The organism is Acidobacterium sp. S8 (genome assembly GCF_009765985.1).
Classification (GTDB): Bacteria; Acidobacteriota; Terriglobia; order Terriglobales; family Acidobacteriaceae; genus Alloacidobacterium.
Genome location: NZ_LMUM01000018.1, coordinates 94559 through 115577, shown reverse-complemented (window position 1 = coordinate 115577; position 21019 = coordinate 94559). Strand labels below are relative to the sequence as shown.

The window sequence follows — 21019 nt, the reverse complement described above, 5'->3', positions numbered from 1 at the left end:
AGTACGAAGGGCTGAGCCGCGTGTAAACGGGGAAGATGAAGCGAAGGAGACGTGAATTTTTCACTAGCGATTCACCGGATTTTGATTTGACGGCGTGGTTATTGGCGATTCGCGTGAACAGGCCTGTTGAAAGCATGTGAATCATTCAAGGAAAAAGCGTCCCTTTGCTACGAAAACAGTGCTGCCGGAGACACGCACTTCCCGAATTGAAACTCCATCACGTTTCGCGCGCACGCCGATATCGCTTGCACGACCCATTTCAATGCCCTGACGGATGTGCAACATCTCGTCTGAGCCGGCTACGCCGTGGTGCACAAGATAGGCGATAGCGCAGCCGGCCGCCGAACCGGTTGCAGGATCTTCGCCGTTGTAGAACTGCATGCGTGCTCTCCAGACGCCTCTGACTTCCGGCGCGACGCAATAAAAAAATTTCGCATCGCGATTTTCCAGATAATCGCTCGCAGTCGCAGCAGAGATGCGCAGCGTAGCCAGTCGATCCACAGAGCGAAACGGAACGATGCAGAACGGCAGGCCAGTGGATACTGTCTGAATTGGCATATCGGCGGACAAGTCGTCTACATGAATACCGATCGCGCGGGCGACGGCATCGCGATCGTGGATTTGTCCGAAAACGGGATCCGGCTGCGTCATCTCGCCATGGGGTGCTGCCTGGGGCGATCCGGAAAAGCGAACTTCGACTGCGCCTACATTCAATTCGAGGCGAATGAGTTCGTGATTGGCGTATTCGGGCAGAAACTGGCGGATGAAGCTGCTGGTGCCAAGCGTCGGATGCCCGGCGAAGGGCAGTTCTTCTTCGGTGGTGAAGATGCGAACGCGCACGCCGCGGAGACGCTCCATCTCCGACGCACGGCGAATGATGAAAGTGGTCTCGGAGAGATTCGTTTCACTTGCGAGCCGCTGCATCTCGGCAGGCGACAAATCTCCGGCATTCTCGAAAACCGCAAGCTGGTTGCCCTGAAAGGGTGTGCTCGTGAAAACATCGCAGAGGTGATAATCGAGTTCGCGCATAGTGATAAGTTTCGCAGAGTGGCAGCGTTATGGATGAGGGATTCGGTGTCGAACCTGCTCGTGCCAATGGTGGAAATTGGTTGCTATTCGCCGATAGCTGTTTGACACGCCTGCGGTCACGGACTATGCTTCTTTTTGAAGATGAATCACACCGCTCCAACCTGCATGTGTCTGTGCTGCTGCTGTCGCTGCTGCACTATGCGGGTGTGTTCCTAGAGCGAAGTCCAGAAGAAACAAGCTCAATCACCCACCCGCAAATGCCGAGGTGGGTTTTTCATTTACAGGAAGGATCGCGAATTAAAATGTCACTCCGCATCAACGATATTGCGCCGGATTTCACGGCTGAGACTACCCACGGGACGATTCATTTCCACGAGTGGATCGGTGATAACTGGGCGGTGCTCTTCTCCCACCCGAAGGATTTCACCCCTGTCTGCACCACCGAGCTGGGCGCTGTTGCCGGCCTCGAAAAGGATTTTGCCGCGCGGGGAGCCAAGGTGATTGGACTCAGTGTGGACAAGGTAAGCGATCACAGCAAGTGGCTCACGGACATTCAGGATGTGAGCGGCCATGCCGTCAACTACCCCATCATTGGAGACCCGGACCTGAAGATCGCCAAGTTGTATGACATGCTGGCGGCGGATGCGGGCGAGTCCTGCGAAGGGCGGACACCTGCGTTGAACGCGCCTGTGCGGACTGTCTTCGTCATCGGTCCTGACAAGCGCATCAAGCTGACACTGGCTTATCCCATGACGACGGGTCGCAACTTCGACGAGATCATCCGCGTGCTCGATTCGATTCAGCTCACGGCGAAGCATCGTGTGGCGACTCCGGCAAACTGGAAGCAGGGCGGCGACGTCATCATAACCGGGGCGGTTTCGAATGATGAAGCCGATAAGATTTTTCCCGGATACAAGACAGTGAAGCCTTATCTGCGTACTGTGTCGCAGCCTGAATAACGTATTCTTGAGATCATCCGCCGCGCACCTCGCATGGCGCGGCGGACAAAGAGCACCGGTGGCGAAGTGGCTAACGCGCTGGTCTGCAAAACCAGTATTCGCGGGTTCAATTCCCGCCCGGTGCTCCAATTGCGTCTGTTACCATCCGTCTTCAATGCCCATCCTGGAAACTCCCCAATATTCCGCAGGTCGTCGGTAGCGATCTGGATTCTGCCTCAAATTTCTGCGGACGGGCAGGCTACCAAAATCCTGAAATTGAATCTAACCATGCGTTGATCGAGTCGCCACTGGCATTGATGCAGCGGTTTGACAGCTGAATTTCGCTGGTGATACATCTTTTTCCTGTGCACAATCGGTTGCGCTAACTGATTGCAAATATAAAAACAGTACAGATCAGTAACTCTTGGAGGCAGTATGCAAGGACTCACCATTGGGCAAAAACATGTTGTTTTAGCGCCCAAATCACGCACTTTCGAGCGGTTTTTGTGCCTTTTCGCGGTCATTCTGATGCTCGGATTTGCGGGTACGGCGCAGGCGCAATACCGGGCGTCCATTCGCGGAAACGTGACCGATCCGTCGGGCGCAGTGATTCCGGGCGCGAAGGTCACGCTGACCAATACGGACACCGGCCAGAAACTGGTAAGCACGAGCGACGCGAGCGGCATTTACAACTTCAATGCCCTTCCGCCGGCGCACTTTTCGATGACGATCGAGAAGGACGGCTTCACGACCAAAGATCTGTCGCAGGTGCAGATCATCCCTGAGCAGCTGAATGCGATCAATGTTCAACTGGAACCGGGCGCGGTTCAAACGACGGTGACGGTATCGACCACTACTCTCGGGCTCGATTCGGAGACGGCTACGGTCAGCTCGACGATCAGCAGCAATCAGATTCAGCACCTGCCGTCGTTTAACCGCGATATCTTTCAGCTGGCGCAGCTGACGCCGGGAGTGTTCGGCGATGGCTCGCAGTCGGGCGGCGGCGGCGCACAAGCCCTGCCGGGGAACCAGGGCCCTGGTGGAACCGGCGGCGGTTCCGGCGGCATCTTCCAGACGGAGAATGGACCGCAGATTCAGACCCGTGGCGGCCAGTATGAGACGAACAGCATCACGGTCGACGGCATCAGCACGGTAAGCGCAGTGTGGGGCGGCACGTCGGTCATTACTCCGAGCGAAGATTCAGTCGATAACCTGAAGGTGACATCGAACAGCTATGACTCTGAGAATGGACGCTTCAGCGGCGCGCAAATCCAGGTCACATCGAAGAGCGGCACGAATAATTTCCATGGAAGTGCCTTCTTCAAAGCATCGCGACCGGGATTGAATGCGTATCAGCGGTGGAACGGTCCAGGTTCCAATATCTCGGGCACAGCGGCAGAGCGCGGAGTCAACAGGGACAATAACCGCTTCAACCAGTACGGTGGCAGCCTCGGCGGCCCGATCTGGAAGAACCGGCTCTTCGCATTCTTTAACTGGGAGACCAGCCCGCTCGATGCCACTTCTACTACGCAGGGCTGGTATGAGACTTCGCAGTTCGATTCGCTGGCAGGTATAGCGCCGATCGCAGCGACGTATCTTGCATTTCCGGGAGCTGCCGTAGCTGCCAACGGCATCGTTCAACGCACCTGCGCCTCGATTGGACTGAAGGAAGGCGTGAACTGCAATACCACTGGTCAGGGCCTTGATGTCGGATCGCCTCTCCGTAATGGAGTCGGGTTTCAGGATCCGACATATGGCGGAAGCATCAACAATCCGGGTGTAGGCAATGGCCTGGATGGCGTGGCCGATATGGCCTACTTCAATACGATTAACCCGACCACTACTTCGCAGTCGCAGTACAACGGCCGTCTGGACGCACAGGCGACGCAGAACGACCACATCAGCTTTACGATTTACTGGGTTCCCGTCAGCACCACCAACTTCCAGGGACCGGTTCGCACGGCGAATTTCTGGCATCACTCACAGGTCAACGATGCGATTTCGGTGATCTGGAACCATACTTTCTCACCCACGCTGTTGAACCAGGCGCGTGCTAACGCCGCTGGATGGCGCTGGAATGAAGTTTCCACCAATCCGCAAGCTGCTTTCGGTTTGCCGCAGGGCAATCTTGACAGCATTGGAACCATCGCCAATGACAATGGCTTTCAATACTTCGGTGCTCCGGGACCAAGCGATCTGAATCAGTGGACGTATAGCTACAACGACGTGCTGACAAAGATTCTCGGACGTCACAGTATCAAAGTAGGTGGCGAACTTACTCGTCTGTACTACCTAAACAATCCTGTTTACGCGGCGCGTCCGCAGTTCTTCTTCAATAACCTGTGGGATTTTGCGAATGACGCTCCTTACAAGGAAACCGGGTTCTTCGCTTCCGCCACTGGCGTTCCTTTCTCTAACCGGCAGGATGACCGCCAAAACCTGTGGGGCGCTTTTGTGCAGGACGATTTCAAGATTCGTCCGAACCTGACCTTAAACCTGGGCCTGCGCTGGTCTTATTTTGAATCGTTGTATGCGAAGCAGGACAACATGGATGTCTTCCGTTTTGGAACGAATGCGAGCAATCCGCTCGACGGGATCAACATCCGGGTTGGCGGCAGTCTCTACGAGCCGGGCAAGAACAACTGGGGACCGCAGGTAGGTTTTGCGTGGCTGCCAATGCAGAGCAATGGCAACCTCGTGATTCGCGGCGGTTTTGGAATGAACTACAACCAGAATGAAATCGCCATCACGGCCAACGTGAACAACAATCCTCCGAATGGCGTGAATGCGAACTTCGTTTGCGCTTATCCGTACACGACAAATCCGAACTGCGCCGGGACGGGCATTCAGTATGAAACCGCGAGTGATCCTCATTCCATCTTCGGGTATGCGCCCAATCCGAACGCCATTACCACCTTCGGAAGCGACAATCTTCCGGTCAGCGGATCCCCGATTGGTGTGACGTCTTATGAATCACACCCCAAAACGATTACCAACTACCACTACTCGCTCGACATGCAGTATCAAATGCCGTTCGACATCGTAGCGACGCTGGGATATCAGGGAAGCGAGACGCGGCACCTCTACATTCAGAACAACTGGAATGCAGTAGCTGCGGCGCGGGGACTTCCACTCGACCCCAGAATTCAGAGCCTGGATTTTTATCAAAACTCCGGCAATGGAAATTTCAACACGATGATCGCGACACTCGCGCATAACTTCAGCCACGGCTTCCAGACGCAGGTGCAGTACACCTGGGCAAAGGCGATGGATGAGAACTCCGGACCTTATTCAGAGGATCTATATCCATACGATACGCATGCGGCATATGGGCGCTCAGACTACAACGTGCAGGATGCGGTGAAGGTATTCGGTTTGTGGCAGCCGGTTTTTTTCCGCGGCGGCCATAACTGGGTTGAAAAGGTAGCAGGCGGATGGTCGGTGAGCGGCATCTGGAACTGGCATACAGGCTTCCCGTGGAACCCGGTCTATAACACCAACGGAAATACGTACTTCTCAGGCAGCGGTTATAGCCAGCTGCGGCCGACAACGATTGTGCAGGGGTACGGCAGGAACACCGGTAACAAGTCGTTCGAGTCCAGCAACCCGAACTTCGGTGGAGATGGAACGCAGTATTTCCTGCCTCCGTCGTATGTTCAGGGAGCGCCTTTTCCGGCTGCTTCGCCCGCTCCAGCGCCGGGGATCAAGCGCAACACTCTAAACAGCCCGGGTTACAACGATCTGGACGCAAGCTTGACGAAGGCTTTCGGGCTGCCGAAGATGCCGGTACTTGGCGAGAATGCCAGGTTCGAAATTCGCGCCGATTCTTACAATCTATTCAATAAGACGAATATCAAAACGAGCTCGATTGATAACGTCTTAGGCTCGGTTGCACCTGATGGCACGGCGAGTCCGAACGGGGACTTTGGAGTCGCTGCGAATGCTCTGGGCAGCAGGACGATTCAGCTGCAGGCGCGCTTCAGCTTCTAATTTTGCCTCCCTTGAGAGGGTGCGCTCTTCCACGGCGTACCCTCTTTTCTTTCGGATTGAGCGTCTGCGCTCGTAAAAAATTCTCGTGATCTTATTTCTGATATACGTGCCTTCTTAACCAGGAGTTCTCATTTTGCGATTGAAATACTTTTCCGCTGTGGTTCTTGCCTTCATGGGTTTCTGCTTACCCGACATTGCGCAACAACAGAAGATTGAAATTAATGCTCAGGGAGAGATGACGCCTTTTCCTCATTTCTGGGAGGAGATGTTCGGGTCGGGGCGCGCGAATCTTACTTTGCGCGAGAGCTACCGCAATGATCTGCGCGCGGTAAAGCAGGTTACGGACTTCCGATATGTGCGCTTCCACGGCATTCTTCACGACGAGAACGGCGTTTATAACGAAGATGAGCACGGCAATGCGGTTTACAACTTTGCTTATGTGGACCAGATTTACGATGGGCTGCTGAAGAACGGCGTTCGACCGGTAGTGGAAATCAGCTTCATGCCGAAGAAGCTCGCCTTCAATCCGGATGCGCTGCATCCCTTCTGGTACAAGCAGAATGTTTCGCCGCCGAAGAGCCTGGAGCGGTGGGATGACCTGATGACCCACTTCGCGCAGCACCTGGTGGATCGCTACGGCATTGAGGAAGTGTCGCAGTGGTACTTCGAAGTGTGGAACGAGCCGAATATCGATTTCTGGAATGGCATTCCTAGAGAGCAAAGCTATTTTGAGCTGTATGCGCATACGGCCCGCGATCTGAAGAGTGTGAGTCCGCGCCTGCGTGTGGGAGGGCCTGCGACGGCTGCGGCTTCATGGGTGGATGAGTTTTTGAAATATGCTGCTGATAACCATGTGCCGGTGGATTTCGTGACGAGCCACGGTTATGCGGATGACACACCGGAGAATCTGTTTGGGACAAAGGAAGATATTCCGATGGATGACCGCGTGTGCGGCGCGATTGGAAAGGTGAGAAAGCAGATTCAAGCGTCAGCGATGCCGAAGCTGCCGCTTTTCTGGACGGAGTGGAATGTGCAGGGCATGAACGAGTCGCGCGATACGGCGTTTGTGGGAACAGGGCTGGCGAATACGATTCGCGAATGCGATGGGCTGGTGGACATGATGTCGTTCTGGACCTTCTCCGATGTGTTTGAAGAGGGCGGCCCGATTGCGAAGCCTTTTGACGGCGAGTTTGGATTGCGGGCGAAGGGCGGCATCAACAAGCCCAGCTATTATGACTTTGCCTTGCTGCACCAGCTTGGCGACCGGCGTATTGCGAATCCTTCATCGGACGCGATCGTGACGAAGAGTGTGGATGGAAGCCTCGCGATTGCGCTGTGGAATATTGTCGATCCGGATAAGACGGGGACGACGAAGCGGGTGGAGCTTGATCTGCACGGCCTGGCTGGGGATGCTGCGGTTACGATCAGCCGTGTAGATGAGACGCACAGCAATACGCTGGCTGCTTATAAGAAAATGGGCAGCCCGCTTGATCCGACGGATGCGCAGGTGGAGCAGCTGAATCGCGAGACGGCGTTGGGTGATCCAGAGCAGCGGAAGTTAGAGAATGGCAAGCTGGATTTGACGTTGGGACCGAACGCTCTTTTGCTGATCAAGGTTGGCCGATGATGAGGCGGCATAGCGTTTGTTGCCGAAGTGCTTTTTGTCTGCTGGCGGCATTACTGATTTTGTCGTGCCATGCATTTGCCGATCAGAATTATTCTCAGCAGGTTTTCTTTGAGAACAGCCTCTCGCCTGGATTTTATTTTTACAGCTCGGGAACAGTCTCGAATCCGAGTGCGCTCAAGCTGGTGGACGGAAAATTACCGGTGGAAACGGCGGAGTTCGTCAGCGGACCCAATGCGCTTGCGCTTGAGTGGCAATCGATGGCTGGCGGTGGATGGGATGCGGAGATCGATCTTTATGCCTGGCGTAATCGCGATATCGATTTTCCCGGCGACAGCCTTTTTCTCTGGCTGTATTCGAAAGAAGGCATTCGCGCGCAGGACCTTCCGAAGATAGCGCTGCGCGATGTCGCGCGGAATTTTACTGGGCAGATTGCTCTCGGAGCATTCACGAGTGATCTGGCACCCGGTAGGTGGACTCGCGTTCGTATCCCACTGGATCGGTTTTCGACGGCGTCGCTGCATGCTTTCGAGCCGCGGCATTTAGGCGCCATTATTTTTGCGCAAGGCGCAGCCGATGGCGTTTCGCACGATCTTTTTATCGATGATGTGCGCATTGAGAGTGCTGAGAAGAGCAAGCATGTGCCGTCGACGCCGAAGCTGCTTGAGGCGAAAGGTTATGAGCGGCATGTCGATCTCAGATGGGAAGCATCGCCTGATCCAACGGTGGCGCAGTATGTAATTTATCGCTCGATGCAGGGCGGGCCGTATCGCGCTATTGGGGTGCAGCGATATGGGGTGAACCGTTATGCGGATTTTATTGGTGATCCGCATGCGACGGCTTCCTATAAGGTTTCTGCGCGAACTTCTTCGCTGCGGGAATCACCTCAGTCAGCGGCGATGACGGCTTCCACACGTCCGATGACGGATGATGAGCTGCTGACGATGGTGCAGGAGGCGTCGTTCCGTTACTACTGGGAGGCGGACGAGCCGAATTCTGGGATGGCGAGGGAGAATACTCCCGGCGACGATGATGTGATTGCGCTGGGGGCGAGCGGATTCGGAATCATGGCGATGGTGGTGGGCGCGGAGCGAGGCTTTGCACCGCGTGAGCAGGTGGCGGATCGCATGCTTCGCATCACCGAGTTTCTGGCGCGCGCAGATCGCTTTCACGGTGTGTGGCCGCACTTCCTTAGCGGCAAGACGGGGCATACGCTTCCTGTCTTCGGAATGTATGACGACGGCGCGGATCTGGTGGAGACCTCGTTCCTGATGCAGGGTCTGCTTACGGCGAGGCAGTACTTCAAGGAAGACAATGAGCAGGAGCGCAAGCTGCGCGATAACATCACGAACCTCTGGCAGGGAGTGGAGTGGGATTGGTTCAGAGCTACGCCGAATAAGGATGCGCTCTACTGGCACTGGTCGCCTGACTATGCTTTTCACATCGCCAATCGGCTGCAAGGCTGGAATGAGGTGATGATTACGTATCTGCTGGCGATTGCTTCGCCGACGCATTCGGTGCCTGCGAGTCTTTATCACACCGGCTACACGGCAGAGGGAACGGAGCACGCATATGGCGAGAAGCATACGTACTTCGGCATTCCGCTGAATATGAGTTACACGGCGGGGTCACCGGGGCCGCTCTTCTTCACGCAATATTCTTACCTGGGCTATGACCCTCACGGATGGCGCGACAAGTATGCTGACTACTTCGAGAACAATCGCAACGAAGCGCGGATCAGCCAGGCTTACAGCATCGCGAATCCTCTGCATATGAAGGGTTACGGCGCGGACTCATGGGGATTGACTGCTGTCGATGGGCCGAAGGGTTATCACGAATACAAACCATTCACTGGAGATGACGGCACGATTGCGCCGACGGGGGCTATCAGCAGCTACGCATATACACCGGAGGCGTCGATGCTGGCTCTCAAGCACTTCTATCGCGATCTGGGCGCACAGCTTTGGGATATCTATGGCTTTCGCGATGCCTTCAACCAGCAGGAGAACTGGTATGCGGGAATTACCATGGGATTGAACCAGGCACCGATGGCAGTGATGATTGAGAACGGCCGCAGCGGGCTGATCTGGAAGTGTTTCATGTCCAATCCGGAGCTGGCACGCGTGCAGCAGGAGATTGGACTGGAGAAGGTTGGAAGCAGATAGACGGCGCGATCCGCTGGCCTATTGAGCCGAGTTTGGAAAGGGAAAATCATGAGCGCGGAGGACGGAGAAGGCTCCTCGCACCAGAAGAATGTCAGGCCGGATTTGAAGGAATTGGCAAGGCATCTGGGTGTGTCGCAGACGACAGTTTCGCGCGTGCTAAATGGATCAGCAAAGCACTATCGCATTTCAGCGGAGACGCAGGAAAGAGTTTTAGAAGAAGCAGCCAAGCTGAATTACAAGGCGAACGTGCTGGCTCGCAGTTTGAGGAGCAAGCGGAGTCATACGATTGGCGTGATGGTGCCTGAGATCAGCGAAGGGTATTCGACGGCTGTGTTGGGGGGCATTGAGGATGTGCTGCTGCTTTCCGGATATTTTTACTTTGTGGTGAGCCATCGGCATCACGACGACAGGCTGCGCGAATATCCCTCGCTGCTGCTGTCGCGTGCCGTCGAGGGGATTATCGCTGTCGATACGCCGCTGCACGAAGACCTGCCGGTGCCCGTGGTCGCGGTTTCGGATCATCATCACCGGCCTGCGGTGGTCAATATCGAGCTGGATCATGTGCTGGCTGCGCGATATGCGCTGGAACATCTGCATGGATTGGGGCATCGGCAGATTGCTTTTATCAAGGGACAGAGTTTCAGCTCGGATACGCGGGCGCGGTGGCGTGCGATCTGTAAGGTGGCTGCTGATATGGATATTGAAGTGAATCCGAATTTAGTGACGCAGCTTGATGGCGATGGGCCTGGCATTGAGACGGGCAGGGTGGCTACTGCCACTTTGCTGGATCGTGGTGTGCCTTTCACTGCTATCTTTGCCTTCAACGATCTTGCCGCTATCGGCGCGATTACTGTTCTGCGCGAGGCGGGGATACAGGTGCCGGAGCAGGTTTCGGTTGTGGGATTCGATGATATTTTGAGCGCTGCGACCAATAACCCTCCGCTGACAACAGTGCGCCAGCCGCTGCATGAGATGGGTCGCGCGGCTGCGAGCACTTTGCTCGAGATGATCCACAAAGAGAAGTCAGAGTGGCCGAAACATCCTATTCGCATGCTCCCGGCGTTTGTGGAGCGGCAATCTACCCAGGAGAACCATGTTGTTTCTTAAAGTATGTGCTTCCTCTTCTGCAGCATCCACCGCCAGAAAGATGGCCGGGGTCGGCATCACCTTTGTTTTTCTCGCTGCTTCCGCAGTTGCACAAAAAGCTGCTGCGCCTTCGAATAAGCAGCTTGCGTCAGCTGCTATTGAGCGTAAGGTCGATTCATTGCTGAAGCAGATGACGCTGGAGGAGAAGATTGGCCAGCTGGTGCAGTACAACGACAGCGGCTACGCAGGCGCTGCCGATGCCGCACAGCTGGCGGCGAACCCCGAGGCTCGTAATGGGGTGAACTCCATGGAACTGGCGGCTTCCGGAAAGCTCGGCTCGATGCTGAACACGGTTGGTGCAGAGAAGACCAATGCCTTTCAGCACGCGGCTGTCGATAAAAGCCGGTTGCACATTCCGCTGCTGTTCGGGGCTGACATTATTCACGGCTATCGCACGATCTATCCGCAGCCGCTCGGACTTGGAGCCACTTTTGATCCGGAGCTGGTGAAGGATGTCGCTCACATGTCCGCGGTGGAGGCGACGACTGCTGGCGTGCGCTGGTTCTACTCGCCGATGGTGGACATTTCGCGCGATGCGCGGTGGGGCCGCACGACGGAAGGCGCGGGAGAAGACGCCTATCTAGGCGCAGCGATGGCGCGGGCTTACATACAGGGCTACCAGGGAGATGATCTTTCGAATCCGGAGAGCGTGGCCGCATCAGTGAAACATTTTGCCGCCTATGGCGCAGCCGAGGCCGGGCGCGAATACAACACGACGGACATGTCGGAGATTCGGCTGCGGCAGGATTATCTGCCGCCCTACAAGGCTGCCGTCGAAGCAGGCGCCGCGACGATTATGAGTGCGTTCAATGCGCTGAATGGCGTTCCGGCGACGGCGAATCCGTTTTTATTGCAGAAGGTTCTCCGCGACGAATGGGGCTTTGATGGGTTCGTGGTCAGCGATTACACGGCCATTATGGAACTGACGCATCACGGCATTGCTCTCGATCCCGCGACAGCGACGCGCAAGGCGTTTCTGGCCGGCGTGGATGTGGATATGATGTCGCACTACTACGACACGGAGCTTCCGGGGCTGATTCGCAGCGGGCAGGTTCCGATGAGCGTGGTGGATGAATCGGTACGAAGAGTGCTGCGGGTGAAGTTTGCGCTGGGACTTTTTGAGCATCCGTATGCGCGCGGCACGGAGATTACAGCAGCAGTTTCTGAGCATCGTCCGCTGGTGAGGAAGGCAGCAGAAGAATCGTTTGTGCTGCTCAAGAATGATGCTGTTCAAGGGAATCCTGTTCTCCCGTTATCATCGGGAGCGAAGAAGATTGCTCTGATTGGTCCGCTCGGCGATAACCCGGGCGAGATGCTGGGCTCGTGGAGTGGCGGACCGCAATTATCTGACGTTGTGACCATCAAAGCTGCGCTGGAAAGCCGCGCGAAGAAGAACGACGGATCGGTGGTTTTTGAAAAGGGCACGGAGTTTACCGGAACTTCCGACAGCGGTTTCGCAGGAGCGGTGCAGGCGGCGAAGCAGGCGGATGTTGCGGTTCTCGCGCTGGGCGAATCCGGCGTGATGAGCGGTGAAGCGGGCTCGCGGGCGCATCTTGATCTGCCAGGTAACCAGGAACAGCTTCTTGAAGCAGTTGCTGCTACCGGCAAGCCGATTGTGCTGCTGGTTTTCTCGGGACGTCCCCTGGTATTGACCTGGGCGGCGCAGCATGTAGCGGCGATTATGGAAGTCTGGTTCCCGGGAACGGAAGCCGGCTCTGCAATTGCGGATGTTCTTTACGGCGACGTTTCGCCGAGCGGCAAGCTGCCGATGAGCTTTCCCTGGGCTGTGGGACAGGAGCCACTTTACTACAACCAGTTTCCTACCGGGCGTCCGGCGACCGGGATTGATCTCATGCAGCCGCCGGGTGGAGATTCGCGATTCTTTTCGCGTTACATCGACGTGCCGAATCGAGCGCTCTTTCCTTTCGGGTTCGGCCTGACCTATACGCAGTTTTCTTATGGGAAGGTAAGTCTTTCGAGGACTGCCGTGCCGCTTCGCGAGGCGAATGTGCAGGGGGCGCGAAATCTGATGACGGCAACCGCGACGGTTACGAATGCAGGCAGCCGTGCAGCGACGGAGGTGGTGCAGTGTTATGTGGGAAACTTGGGAGCGAGTGTGGAGCAGCCGATTCGCAGCCTGCAGGGCTTTGCGAGGGTCACGCTGAAGCCGGGCGAGTCTCGACAGGTGTCATTTCCGCTGGGATTCGATGAGTTGTCGTTCTACAACAGTGAGAACCGAGCCGTGGTTGAGCCGACTCAATATACGGTGTGGGTCGGCGATAGTTCATTGGCGACGGATTCCGCAGAATTCAAGGTAAATCCTTAATAACCAATAATTTGAGGCGAAAAAGCGACGGGTGTCGATTTTGCGAAACTAGATTGACACCTGCCGGGTTCAATAAAAGGCAAATAGAATATAGATAGGCCTCCTGGAATCGTGACCATGGGGGCTGTTTTGTCCGAAATTGGCTTTTGGACCCACTTTCACGCGCGCATCTAAGGATTACGGCGAAAGAAATCTCTTCGCCTGCCAGAAAACATATGTGGAAACGATCTCGCCTTATAGCTGCTGTCCTGTTCTCGGTTACTCTGCTTGCCTTTGCAGATCCGGCCCCGTTTGATCTTGCTGGACCGACGATAGAAGTCCGCGTTTCGCGGAACGGCAAGACGCTGCCGATCTCGAAGGTGCCGAATCTTGTAGTGGGGGACAGGCTGTGGATTCACCCGGTCATGCCTCCGGGACAGTCCATCAAATACTTGCTGATTGTGGCCTTTCTGCGCGGATCCACGAATCCTCCGCCGGAAAGCTGGTTCACGAAGGCCGAAGCCTGGGACAAGAAAGTTCAGCAGGAAGGCATTTTTGTAAATGTGCCGAAGGATGCGCAGCAGGCGATCGTCTTTCTTGCTCCGTCTACCGGTGGCGATTACGGAGCGGTCCGGGACGCAGTGCATTCCCGTCCGGGCTCGTTTGTGCGCTCCTCGCAGGATCTGAATCAATTAAGTCTCGATAAGGCTCGCCTGGATGCTTATCTGGAAGCGGTTCGCGTGGTGAATGAAACGAATCCCGACAAGCTGAAAGAGGTTTCTCCACTGCTGGCGCGCAGCCTGAGCATCAAGCTGGACCAGGATTGTTTGCAGAAAGTGGTGGAAGAGCAGGCGTCGTGCCTGGTGCAGAAACAGAACGAGCTGGTGATGGACGATGGACACACTCTTTCTGTGACAGACGCACTGACGACGGGCGCGACCAGCGACCTCGCCATGCAGCTGAGCTATACCGCGCGAGCGGGCGCAGGGTACTACAGCCCATACATTGCTTCGGTGATTGACATTGCACACATCCTGGAGACGGTACATACAGCGCAGTACCAGTACATTCCGGCGCTGAATGCTTTCCACAATGACGAAATTAATCTGAAGCTGAATACGCCTCCCTCGTTTCGCAATCCGAAATCAGTGGTTGTAATGGCGCTTCCAGCTATTGATAACGGACACCAACCTCCGCTGCGGCTGGTGGATGAAAAGCAGGAATTCTGTATTGCGAAGGACAAGCTGGTGCTGCCCGTAGAGGGAGCGCCGCTGGCGTTTGCCACCAGCTATGCGCACGATATGGTGCTGCGCGTGAAAGATAAGAACGGCAAGGATGTCGATATTCCGGTGAAGGCCGATCCTTCGCAGGGCGGCTTTGTTGCGGATACACAGCCCTCGGTCATTGCCAATTTGAACAGCAGCATGACTGGCAGCCTGCACGGCATGTGGGGATTTGAAGCTTACAAGGGGCCGACATTCCACCTGCAAAATGTGCAATCGACAAAGTGGGAACTAGCTGCCACGGATACGCATGGCCTGGTGGTGGGACGCGAAGATACGCTGCACCTGACATCGGGAAATGCCACCTGCGTCGATTCGATTACGGTGAAGAATGACGCGGGCAAAGAGATCAAGACGGAGTGGAAGGCCAACCAGCCGGACCAGCTGGAAGTAAAAGTTCCGTTGAAGGACGAAAGCCCGGGCGCCCTGACTCTGCAGATCAAACAGGCCGGCGCAAAAGAGCCGCAGACGATTGCGCTGCACAGCTTATCGGAAGCGGGTAAGTATGTCAGCTTCAATGTCAACGCGGGCGATTCACAGGGCGTACTCGAAGGCAATCGTCTTGATGAGGTTGCAAGCCTGGAGCTGAAAGGCATTCAGTTCAAGCCGGGCAAGCTGAGTAATACGTCGAGCGGAGATGCGCTTACGCTGACTGCTGACGATACGAAAGCGACGGCACAACTGCATGCAGGAGACAAGGCGACAGCGCATGTGCAGCTCAAAGACGGCAGGACGCTCGATGTGGCAGCAAGTGTTGTCCAGTCGCGGCCCAAGGTGCAGTTGTTGAGCAAGAGCGTGCAGCTTTCAGAAGAGGCTCAGAATACGCACATCGCGTTGAGCGATACCAATGAAGTGCCACTGAACAGCAAGCTGGTGTTCTCAGTGAAGGCGGTTGTTCCCGAGACCTTCTCTCACGACCAGAAGATAGAAGTCGCGACGGAAGACGGGTCGTTCCATACTACGCTGAGTGTTGCGGACGGCAGCCTGACGCTGCAGGACGCGAAGATTGCACTGGGCACGATTGATCTGGCGAGAAGCTTTGGAACGTCGGCTTTTGGTCCGCTGCGTTTTCGCCCGGTCGAATCGGAGGGTGCGGCAGGAGACTGGCAGCCGCTGGCGAATCTGGTGCGCCTGCCGATGCTCGAGAGCCTGCAATGTGGTCGAAATAACGCGCAGCCCTGCACGCTGACGGGAACCAATCTCTTTCTGCTGGATGCGGTGGCTTCCGATGCGGGCTTTGGCCAGAGCATGCAGGTGCCGGATGGATTTGCAGGCAATACCTTGCAGGTTCCGCATCCTGTGGGCGGCTCGCTATTTGTGAAGCTGCGGGATGATCCTTCTGCGGTGAATACAGTAGTGCTGCCGGCGAAGGTGTTGCCGCAGCAGGCATCCGCACACGCTCCGACGCAGCCGGCTAAGCCTGCGGCTGGTGACGATACGCCGCCTGCTGCGACGCAGCCGGCAGCAGCGCAGCCAGCACCGGACCAGCCGCACTAATTCGCCGATTTCGACTTCAGAGAATTTTTTTCCCGAATGCTGACGAGATCAACTCGACGGCGAGATCTGCGGTGCGGTTGTGTTCGTCGATGACGGGATTCACTTCGACGACTTCGAGGCTAAGCATGCGTCCGTGGTCAGCGATGATTTCCATGGCCAGGTGTGCTTCGCGATACGTTGAGCCTCCACGTACGGGCGTGCCTACGCCGGGTGCATCTTCGGGATCGATCCAATCCATGTCGAGAGAGACGTGGTAGCCAGCCGTGCCGCGTCCGGCGGCGCGTAAAGCTTCTTCCATAACAGTGCGCATGCCACGCTCATCAATGTCACGCATGGTGTACACCTCGGTGAGACCGGCGCGCTTGATGTTTTCTTTTTCTGTAGCGTCGATATCGCGCACGCCAATGATGACGGTGTTCTCGGGCAGAACTTTCGGAGAGAAGTCGCAGATATTTTTCAGAGCATCCGGACCGAGGCCGAGCAGGGCGGCGAGCGGCATGCCGTGGACATTGCCGCTGGGCGAGGTCTCAGGCGTATTGAAGTCGGAGTGTGCGTCGATCCAGATGAGCCCGATCTTCTGATTCTGGCGGCGGTAGTACTCGGCGACTCCAGAGACACTGCCTGCGGCGACGGAGTGATCGCCGCCAAGGATGACGGGCGTCATGCCTTCTTCGAGAGCAGCGATGACTTCGTCAGCTGCACGTGCGCAAGTCTCGGTAATTTCTTTCAGGTAGCGGGCGTTTTCTTCGCCGAGGTGCTTGGTTTCGGCAATGGCTACGTTGATGTTGCCGCCGTCGGTGACATTATGGCCGAGAGCTTCGAGACGCGCTTCGAGTCCGGCGACGCGGACTGCGGATGGTCCCATGTCCACACCGCGACGGGCGGCGCCGAGATCGAGAGGCACGCCGATGATGCGGATTTTGCGCGGCGGGAGTGATTGCACTCCGCTCTTAATGGGTCCGACGTTGGAGCCGGTGATGGCGGATTTTTCGTTGGCTAGCGTTTCGCTGATCTTCGACATAGGAGCTTCCGATTACCTTGTTCTGTTCATGAAAATGCGCGGGTTGAAGAGAGTGTTGAAAAGTCCGAGCATTTTGCAGGAAACATACCTCATGGGCTAAAGCATTTTCGGCATGAGCGTGAGCAAAGCCGTTGTGCGATCCCACCCTTCGCTATGCTCAGAATGGGGCACCCAGTGTACGGGCTTAATTCGAAATGCTCTAAAAACCAATGATTTTGCATTCTTTATGGCACGGCTGAAGCCGTGCCCGTTCAAAACATTTCTTACGGTCCTACGGATAAATGCGGTTCAGCGTGCGGGCGAACGGGATTGTTTCGCGCACATGCTCAAGTCCGCAGATCCAGGCGACGGCGCGTTCAATACCCATGCCGAAGCCCGAGTGCGGAACAGAACCGTACTGCCGTAGATCGAGATACCACTTGAAGGCATCGAGTGGCAAGTTGTGTTCTTCAATGCGCTTCTTGAGCAGATCGTAGGAGGCGATACGCTGCGAGCCACCGATGATCTCGCCGTAGCCTTCTGGCGCAAGCACATCGACGCAGAGTGCGTATTTTGGGTTATCCGGGTCCGGCTCCATGTAGAAGGCTTTTACGGCAGCTGGATAGCGATGCACCATGACGGGGCGGTCGAACTGCGATGAGATATAAGTCTCATCGGGCGAGCCGAAGTCGTTTCCATATTCGAAGGGCTGTTCAAGCAGGCCTTTGGCATGCGCGTCGTTTAGCATCTGCACGGCTTCGTCGTAGCTGATGCGCGGGAAGGGCGCTTTGATCGCTTCGAGTTTGGCTGCATCGCGATTGATGACTTTCAAGTCGGCGGCACGTTTGGTGAGCACACGCTCGACGATGAAGCTGATGAACTGCTCGGCAAGCCCCATCAGGTCGTCGAGTCCGGCGTAGGCCCATTCGGGCTCGACCATCCAGAACTCGGTGAGATGACGGCGCGTCTTTGATTTTTCCGCGCGGAAGGTCGGGCCGAAGCTGTAGACCTTGCCAAGAGCGAGCGCGGTGCTCTCGATGTAAAGCTGGCCGCTCTGCGTGAGGTAGGCTTCATCGCCAAAGTATTCGACGGGAAATAATGTGCTGGTGCCTTCGCAGGCGGCGGGCGTCAGGATCGGCGGATCGGTGAGGATAAAGCCGTTGTCATCGAGGAAATCGCGCGCAGCTTTGATGATCTCGGCGCGAATGCGCAGGATGGCTGACTGGCGCGGCGTGCGAATCCAGAGATGGCGATGCTCCATCAGAAAATCGGTGCCATGCTCCTTGAGCGAGATGGGGAACGGATCGTCTTCTGGGACACGCTGGATGACTTCGACGTTTTCTACATCAAGCTCATAGCCGCCGGGAGCGCGCTTGTCGGCGCGGACTTTGCCGGTGACGATGATGCTCGATTCCTGCGTCAGCCCTTTGATGGTCTCGAAGACTTCAGGCGGTACGGCGGCCTTGGGCACGATGCCCTGGATGGTTCCGGAACCATCGCGAAAGATGGGAAAGAGCAGCTTGCCGCTCTCGCGCAGATTGTAGAGCCAGCCCTTAAGGGTGACGGATTTACCCTCGTGCTCGCCGATACGGGCGATGGTGGTTACGGGCGTTTCAGTTGCTGTTGTTACGGTTTCTTCTGACATAGAAATCTTTTCCAATTTCGGTCGATGGAATTGTTTTTCTGCACTGCCCGTCATTCTGACGACCGTAGGGAGGAAGAATCTCAGAGATACCAGCATCTCTGAGATTCTTCGCTGCGCTCAGAATGACGGACGTTTCTCTGTGCGCCCAAGACAAAAACAGAATAGTGTACTGCGGAATTCTGTTCATCTGCTTTAGGGGGCATTCTACAATCCGAACTTCTCGAAGGCGGCCTGGGCTTTGCTGATAACACTTTCCGGCGTTTCTTCGAGTGCGTAGTGAATCTCAAGCACTCCGGCCGGGGTTTGCGGCGCGGCTTTCAGCTCGGTGATGGTCTCGTCCCATGCTATGGTGCCTTCGCCGGGCCAGAGGTGCGAATCGCGATCGCCCTTGTTGTCGTGGATATGGCTGGAGCGGATGTGCGGGCGCAGCTCGGAGAATACGGTCGCTACGCCATCGCCCAAGTGAGCGTGGCCGGTATCGAAGCAGACGCCAATGTCTTTGAAGTGGCCAACGTTGAGAATCTCGAGGATGTTCCGCGGCCGCGTCACATCGTTTTGAATGTTTTCGACCAAAAGCTTTACGCCTAGCGGATTGGCGAAGGCGCGCAGGTGTTCGAGCGCGGTCAGCGAATTTTCGAGAGAGCGTGGGCTCCATGTGTCTTCGCGATCGCCCAGGTGCATGATGAGATAACGGAACGGGAGCTGCTCGGCGACTTCGAGGGCGCGCTTGATCTCGTCCATGGCGTCGATTCGCCGCGATTTTTCAGGGTGAATAACGTTGACCGCAGGTGCTCCGGCACGGCCCATTTCAAGGTCGGGAAACATGGGCGCGTGCATGGAAAATGCTTCGATGGAATTTGAGGTGAACCACTCGGCAATTTCGCGGATGTGGGGACGGCTGGTGTAGTCGAAGTGCTGGCGCGCAGCAAAAAGTTCAACACCTTGTGCACCGGTTTTGGCGAAGATATCGAGAAGACCGGGATGCAGACGGCTGCGCAGAAATACGTGAGTCGAAATGACTTTGAGCATAGATGGTTGGAACGAGTCCTGCTCTATCTTCTCATCCGGACTGGCGATCCGGGGAACGGGGCTTCGTGACCGGGATTCTTCTCGCTCTTTCCTTTGCCTCAAAGATGCTGTTCCTCATTTTTTGTGACACGACGAACAAGCTGAAAATGCAACGATCTGCTGACATTGCGATGACAACAGCCATGGATGGCCGCGCCTAGGATCACCTCGCACGACCGATTTACCCCCATTTTGAGGTGCATATGAAAAATCAGGAAAGCGTAATGAATCGTTCAGTGAATCGCCGCTCTTTTTTAAGGAGCAGCGCACTGGCAGGAGGCGCAGCAGCGATTGGCAGTGGATTGCTGGGCAGCAGACCGGTCCAGGCACAGGATGACGATGACCGGGATCGTAACAGGGGAGGACTTACTCGCGGCGACGTCGCAATTCTGCGATTTCTTGCCGCTGCCGAATTGATTGAGAGCGATCTATGGCAGCAGTACACCGAGCTGGGCGGCGTCAGCAGCGATGGATCCACCAATCCCTATCAGGCCGCGTTCGAGGTCCTTGATGGAGACGGCCCGCAGTACATCACCAGCAATACCACCGACGAAATCAGCCACGAAACCTTTCTGAATGCTTATCTTGAATCGAAGGGTGAAGAACCCGTCAATCTCGACGAGTTCCGTACCTTGCAGGGCAGTCAGGCAACCGGTGCTCAAAATATAGGGCGGCTGACCAATCTCATGAACCTTACAGTCGATACGAGCTGGTATATCCGGTATCGGAGCACCACAAATCCCGACTTCGGCGCAACCTATCCTCAGGCAATCACGCTCGCACACGTCACAGCGATTCCGAGAAACGACAATGATTTCAACAACCAGCAGCACATCCAGGCCATTGCAAACACGGCGGCCTTTCACTTTGGCATGATTGAGCAGGCTGGTTCCAGCCTGTATTCCGCTCTGGGGCAGAAGGCGACCAGCGCTGAAGTATTGGAGATCATCTTTGCTATCGGCGGAGATGAGGTGGCCCATTTCCTGGAATGGGTCGATTTTGCCGGGAACGGCGTCCAGCAGCCAGTCGCGCCATTTACTGATCCCACCAACGGGTTGACCTTCCCTGACTTCAATGCGAAGGGCGATCCCCTCTTTCAGACCAATTTGATCTTTCCCGTTCCCTGCGAATTCATCAGCCCAAAGCTCCCGAAGTGTGCCGTCATCCGCCCAGTCACTGACAGATTCGGGGGCGCCTTGGCGGCGGCCAACGGTCTGATCGGGTCAAACCTGTTCATGGGCCAATCGAAGAGATTTCTCAACACACTGAAGTTGATGGCGCTGGAAGCCGACGCAGCGCGGCGAGGACACTTTTAAGTAGATGGACCGT

At 56.0% G+C, this 21019-nt stretch carries 12 protein-coding genes and 1 tRNA gene; 9 read left to right on the top strand and 4 right to left on the bottom strand.

The features are described 5' to 3' along the window. Positions 1–141 precede the first annotated feature (141 nt). Positions 142–1029 carry a PhzF family phenazine biosynthesis protein gene (locus GSQ86_RS06575; RefSeq protein WP_158749157.1) on the bottom strand — a complete coding sequence of 296 codons (888 nt, stop codon included), beginning with the start codon at positions 1027–1029 and terminating at the stop codon, positions 142–144. Positions 1030–1331: 302 nt separating this feature from the next. On the opposite strand from GSQ86_RS06575, the gene GSQ86_RS06570 reads away from it, so the two are divergent. From GSQ86_RS06570 to GSQ86_RS06535, 8 genes are all read left to right on the top strand, one after another. Then, positions 1332–1988, top strand: coding sequence for a peroxiredoxin (locus GSQ86_RS06570; protein ID WP_158749156.1), 657 nt, complete (start codon positions 1332–1334; stop codon positions 1986–1988). A gap of 52 nt (positions 1989–2040) precedes the next feature. Beyond that, positions 2041–2116, top strand: a tRNA-Cys gene (locus GSQ86_RS06565). A gap of 286 nt (positions 2117–2402) precedes the next feature. Beyond that, positions 2403–5957: a TonB-dependent receptor gene (locus GSQ86_RS06560; RefSeq protein WP_158749155.1), complete on the top strand. Its 3555-nt coding sequence runs from the start codon at positions 2403–2405 to the stop codon at positions 5955–5957. Positions 5958–6090: 133 nt separating this feature from the next. Continuing rightward, complete coding sequence (locus tag GSQ86_RS06555) at positions 6091–7584, top strand: glycosyl hydrolase family 39 (RefSeq protein ID WP_254062197.1); 1494 nt, start codon at positions 6091–6093, stop codon at positions 7582–7584. 59 nt (positions 7585–7643) lie between these two features. Then, positions 7644–9746, top strand: a complete 2103-nt coding sequence (locus tag GSQ86_RS06550) for a glucoamylase family protein (protein ID WP_254062196.1) — start codon at positions 7644–7646, stop codon at positions 9744–9746. Positions 9747–9794: 48 nt separating this feature from the next. After that, the gene (locus tag GSQ86_RS06545; RefSeq protein ID WP_158749154.1) at positions 9795–10853 is read left to right on the top strand and encodes a LacI family DNA-binding transcriptional regulator; all 1059 of its coding nucleotides are present in this window, start codon (positions 9795–9797) and stop codon (positions 10851–10853) included. After that, positions 10840–13218 carry a glycoside hydrolase family 3 N-terminal domain-containing protein gene (locus tag GSQ86_RS06540; RefSeq protein WP_158749153.1) on the top strand — a complete coding sequence of 793 codons (2379 nt, stop codon included), beginning with the start codon at positions 10840–10842 and terminating at the stop codon, positions 13216–13218. The genes GSQ86_RS06545 and GSQ86_RS06540 overlap by 14 nt, the downstream gene beginning before the upstream one ends. A 215-nt stretch (positions 13219–13433) precedes the next feature. Further along, complete coding sequence (locus tag GSQ86_RS06535) at positions 13434–15977, top strand: hypothetical protein (RefSeq protein WP_158749152.1); 2544 nt, start codon at positions 13434–13436, stop codon at positions 15975–15977. 16 nt (positions 15978–15993) lie between these two features. Here GSQ86_RS06535 and rocF read toward each other — a convergent pair whose 3' ends face one another. The 3 genes from rocF to GSQ86_RS06520 form a co-directional block, all read right to left on the bottom strand. Further along, complete coding sequence (rocF, locus tag GSQ86_RS06530) at positions 15994–16998, bottom strand: arginase (RefSeq protein WP_158749151.1); 1005 nt, start codon at positions 16996–16998, stop codon at positions 15994–15996. A 271-nt stretch (positions 16999–17269) separates the two neighbouring features. Continuing rightward, positions 17270–18622: an asparagine--tRNA ligase gene (gene asnS, locus GSQ86_RS06525; RefSeq protein ID WP_158749150.1), complete on the bottom strand. Its 1353-nt coding sequence runs from the start codon at positions 18620–18622 to the stop codon at positions 17270–17272. Positions 18623–18826: 204 nt separating this feature from the next. Beyond that, positions 18827–19651 (bottom strand): sugar phosphate isomerase/epimerase, encoded by an 825-nt coding sequence (locus tag GSQ86_RS06520; protein WP_158749149.1) that lies wholly within the window; start codon positions 19649–19651, stop codon positions 18827–18829. A 263-nt stretch (positions 19652–19914) separates the two neighbouring features. On the opposite strand from GSQ86_RS06520, the gene GSQ86_RS06515 reads away from it, so the two are divergent. Further along, a complete protein-coding gene (locus tag GSQ86_RS06515; RefSeq protein WP_254062195.1) occupies positions 19915–21006 on the top strand; it encodes a twin-arginine translocation signal domain-containing protein in 1092 nt (363 codons plus the stop codon). The last annotated feature ends 13 nt before the right edge of the window (positions 21007–21019 follow it).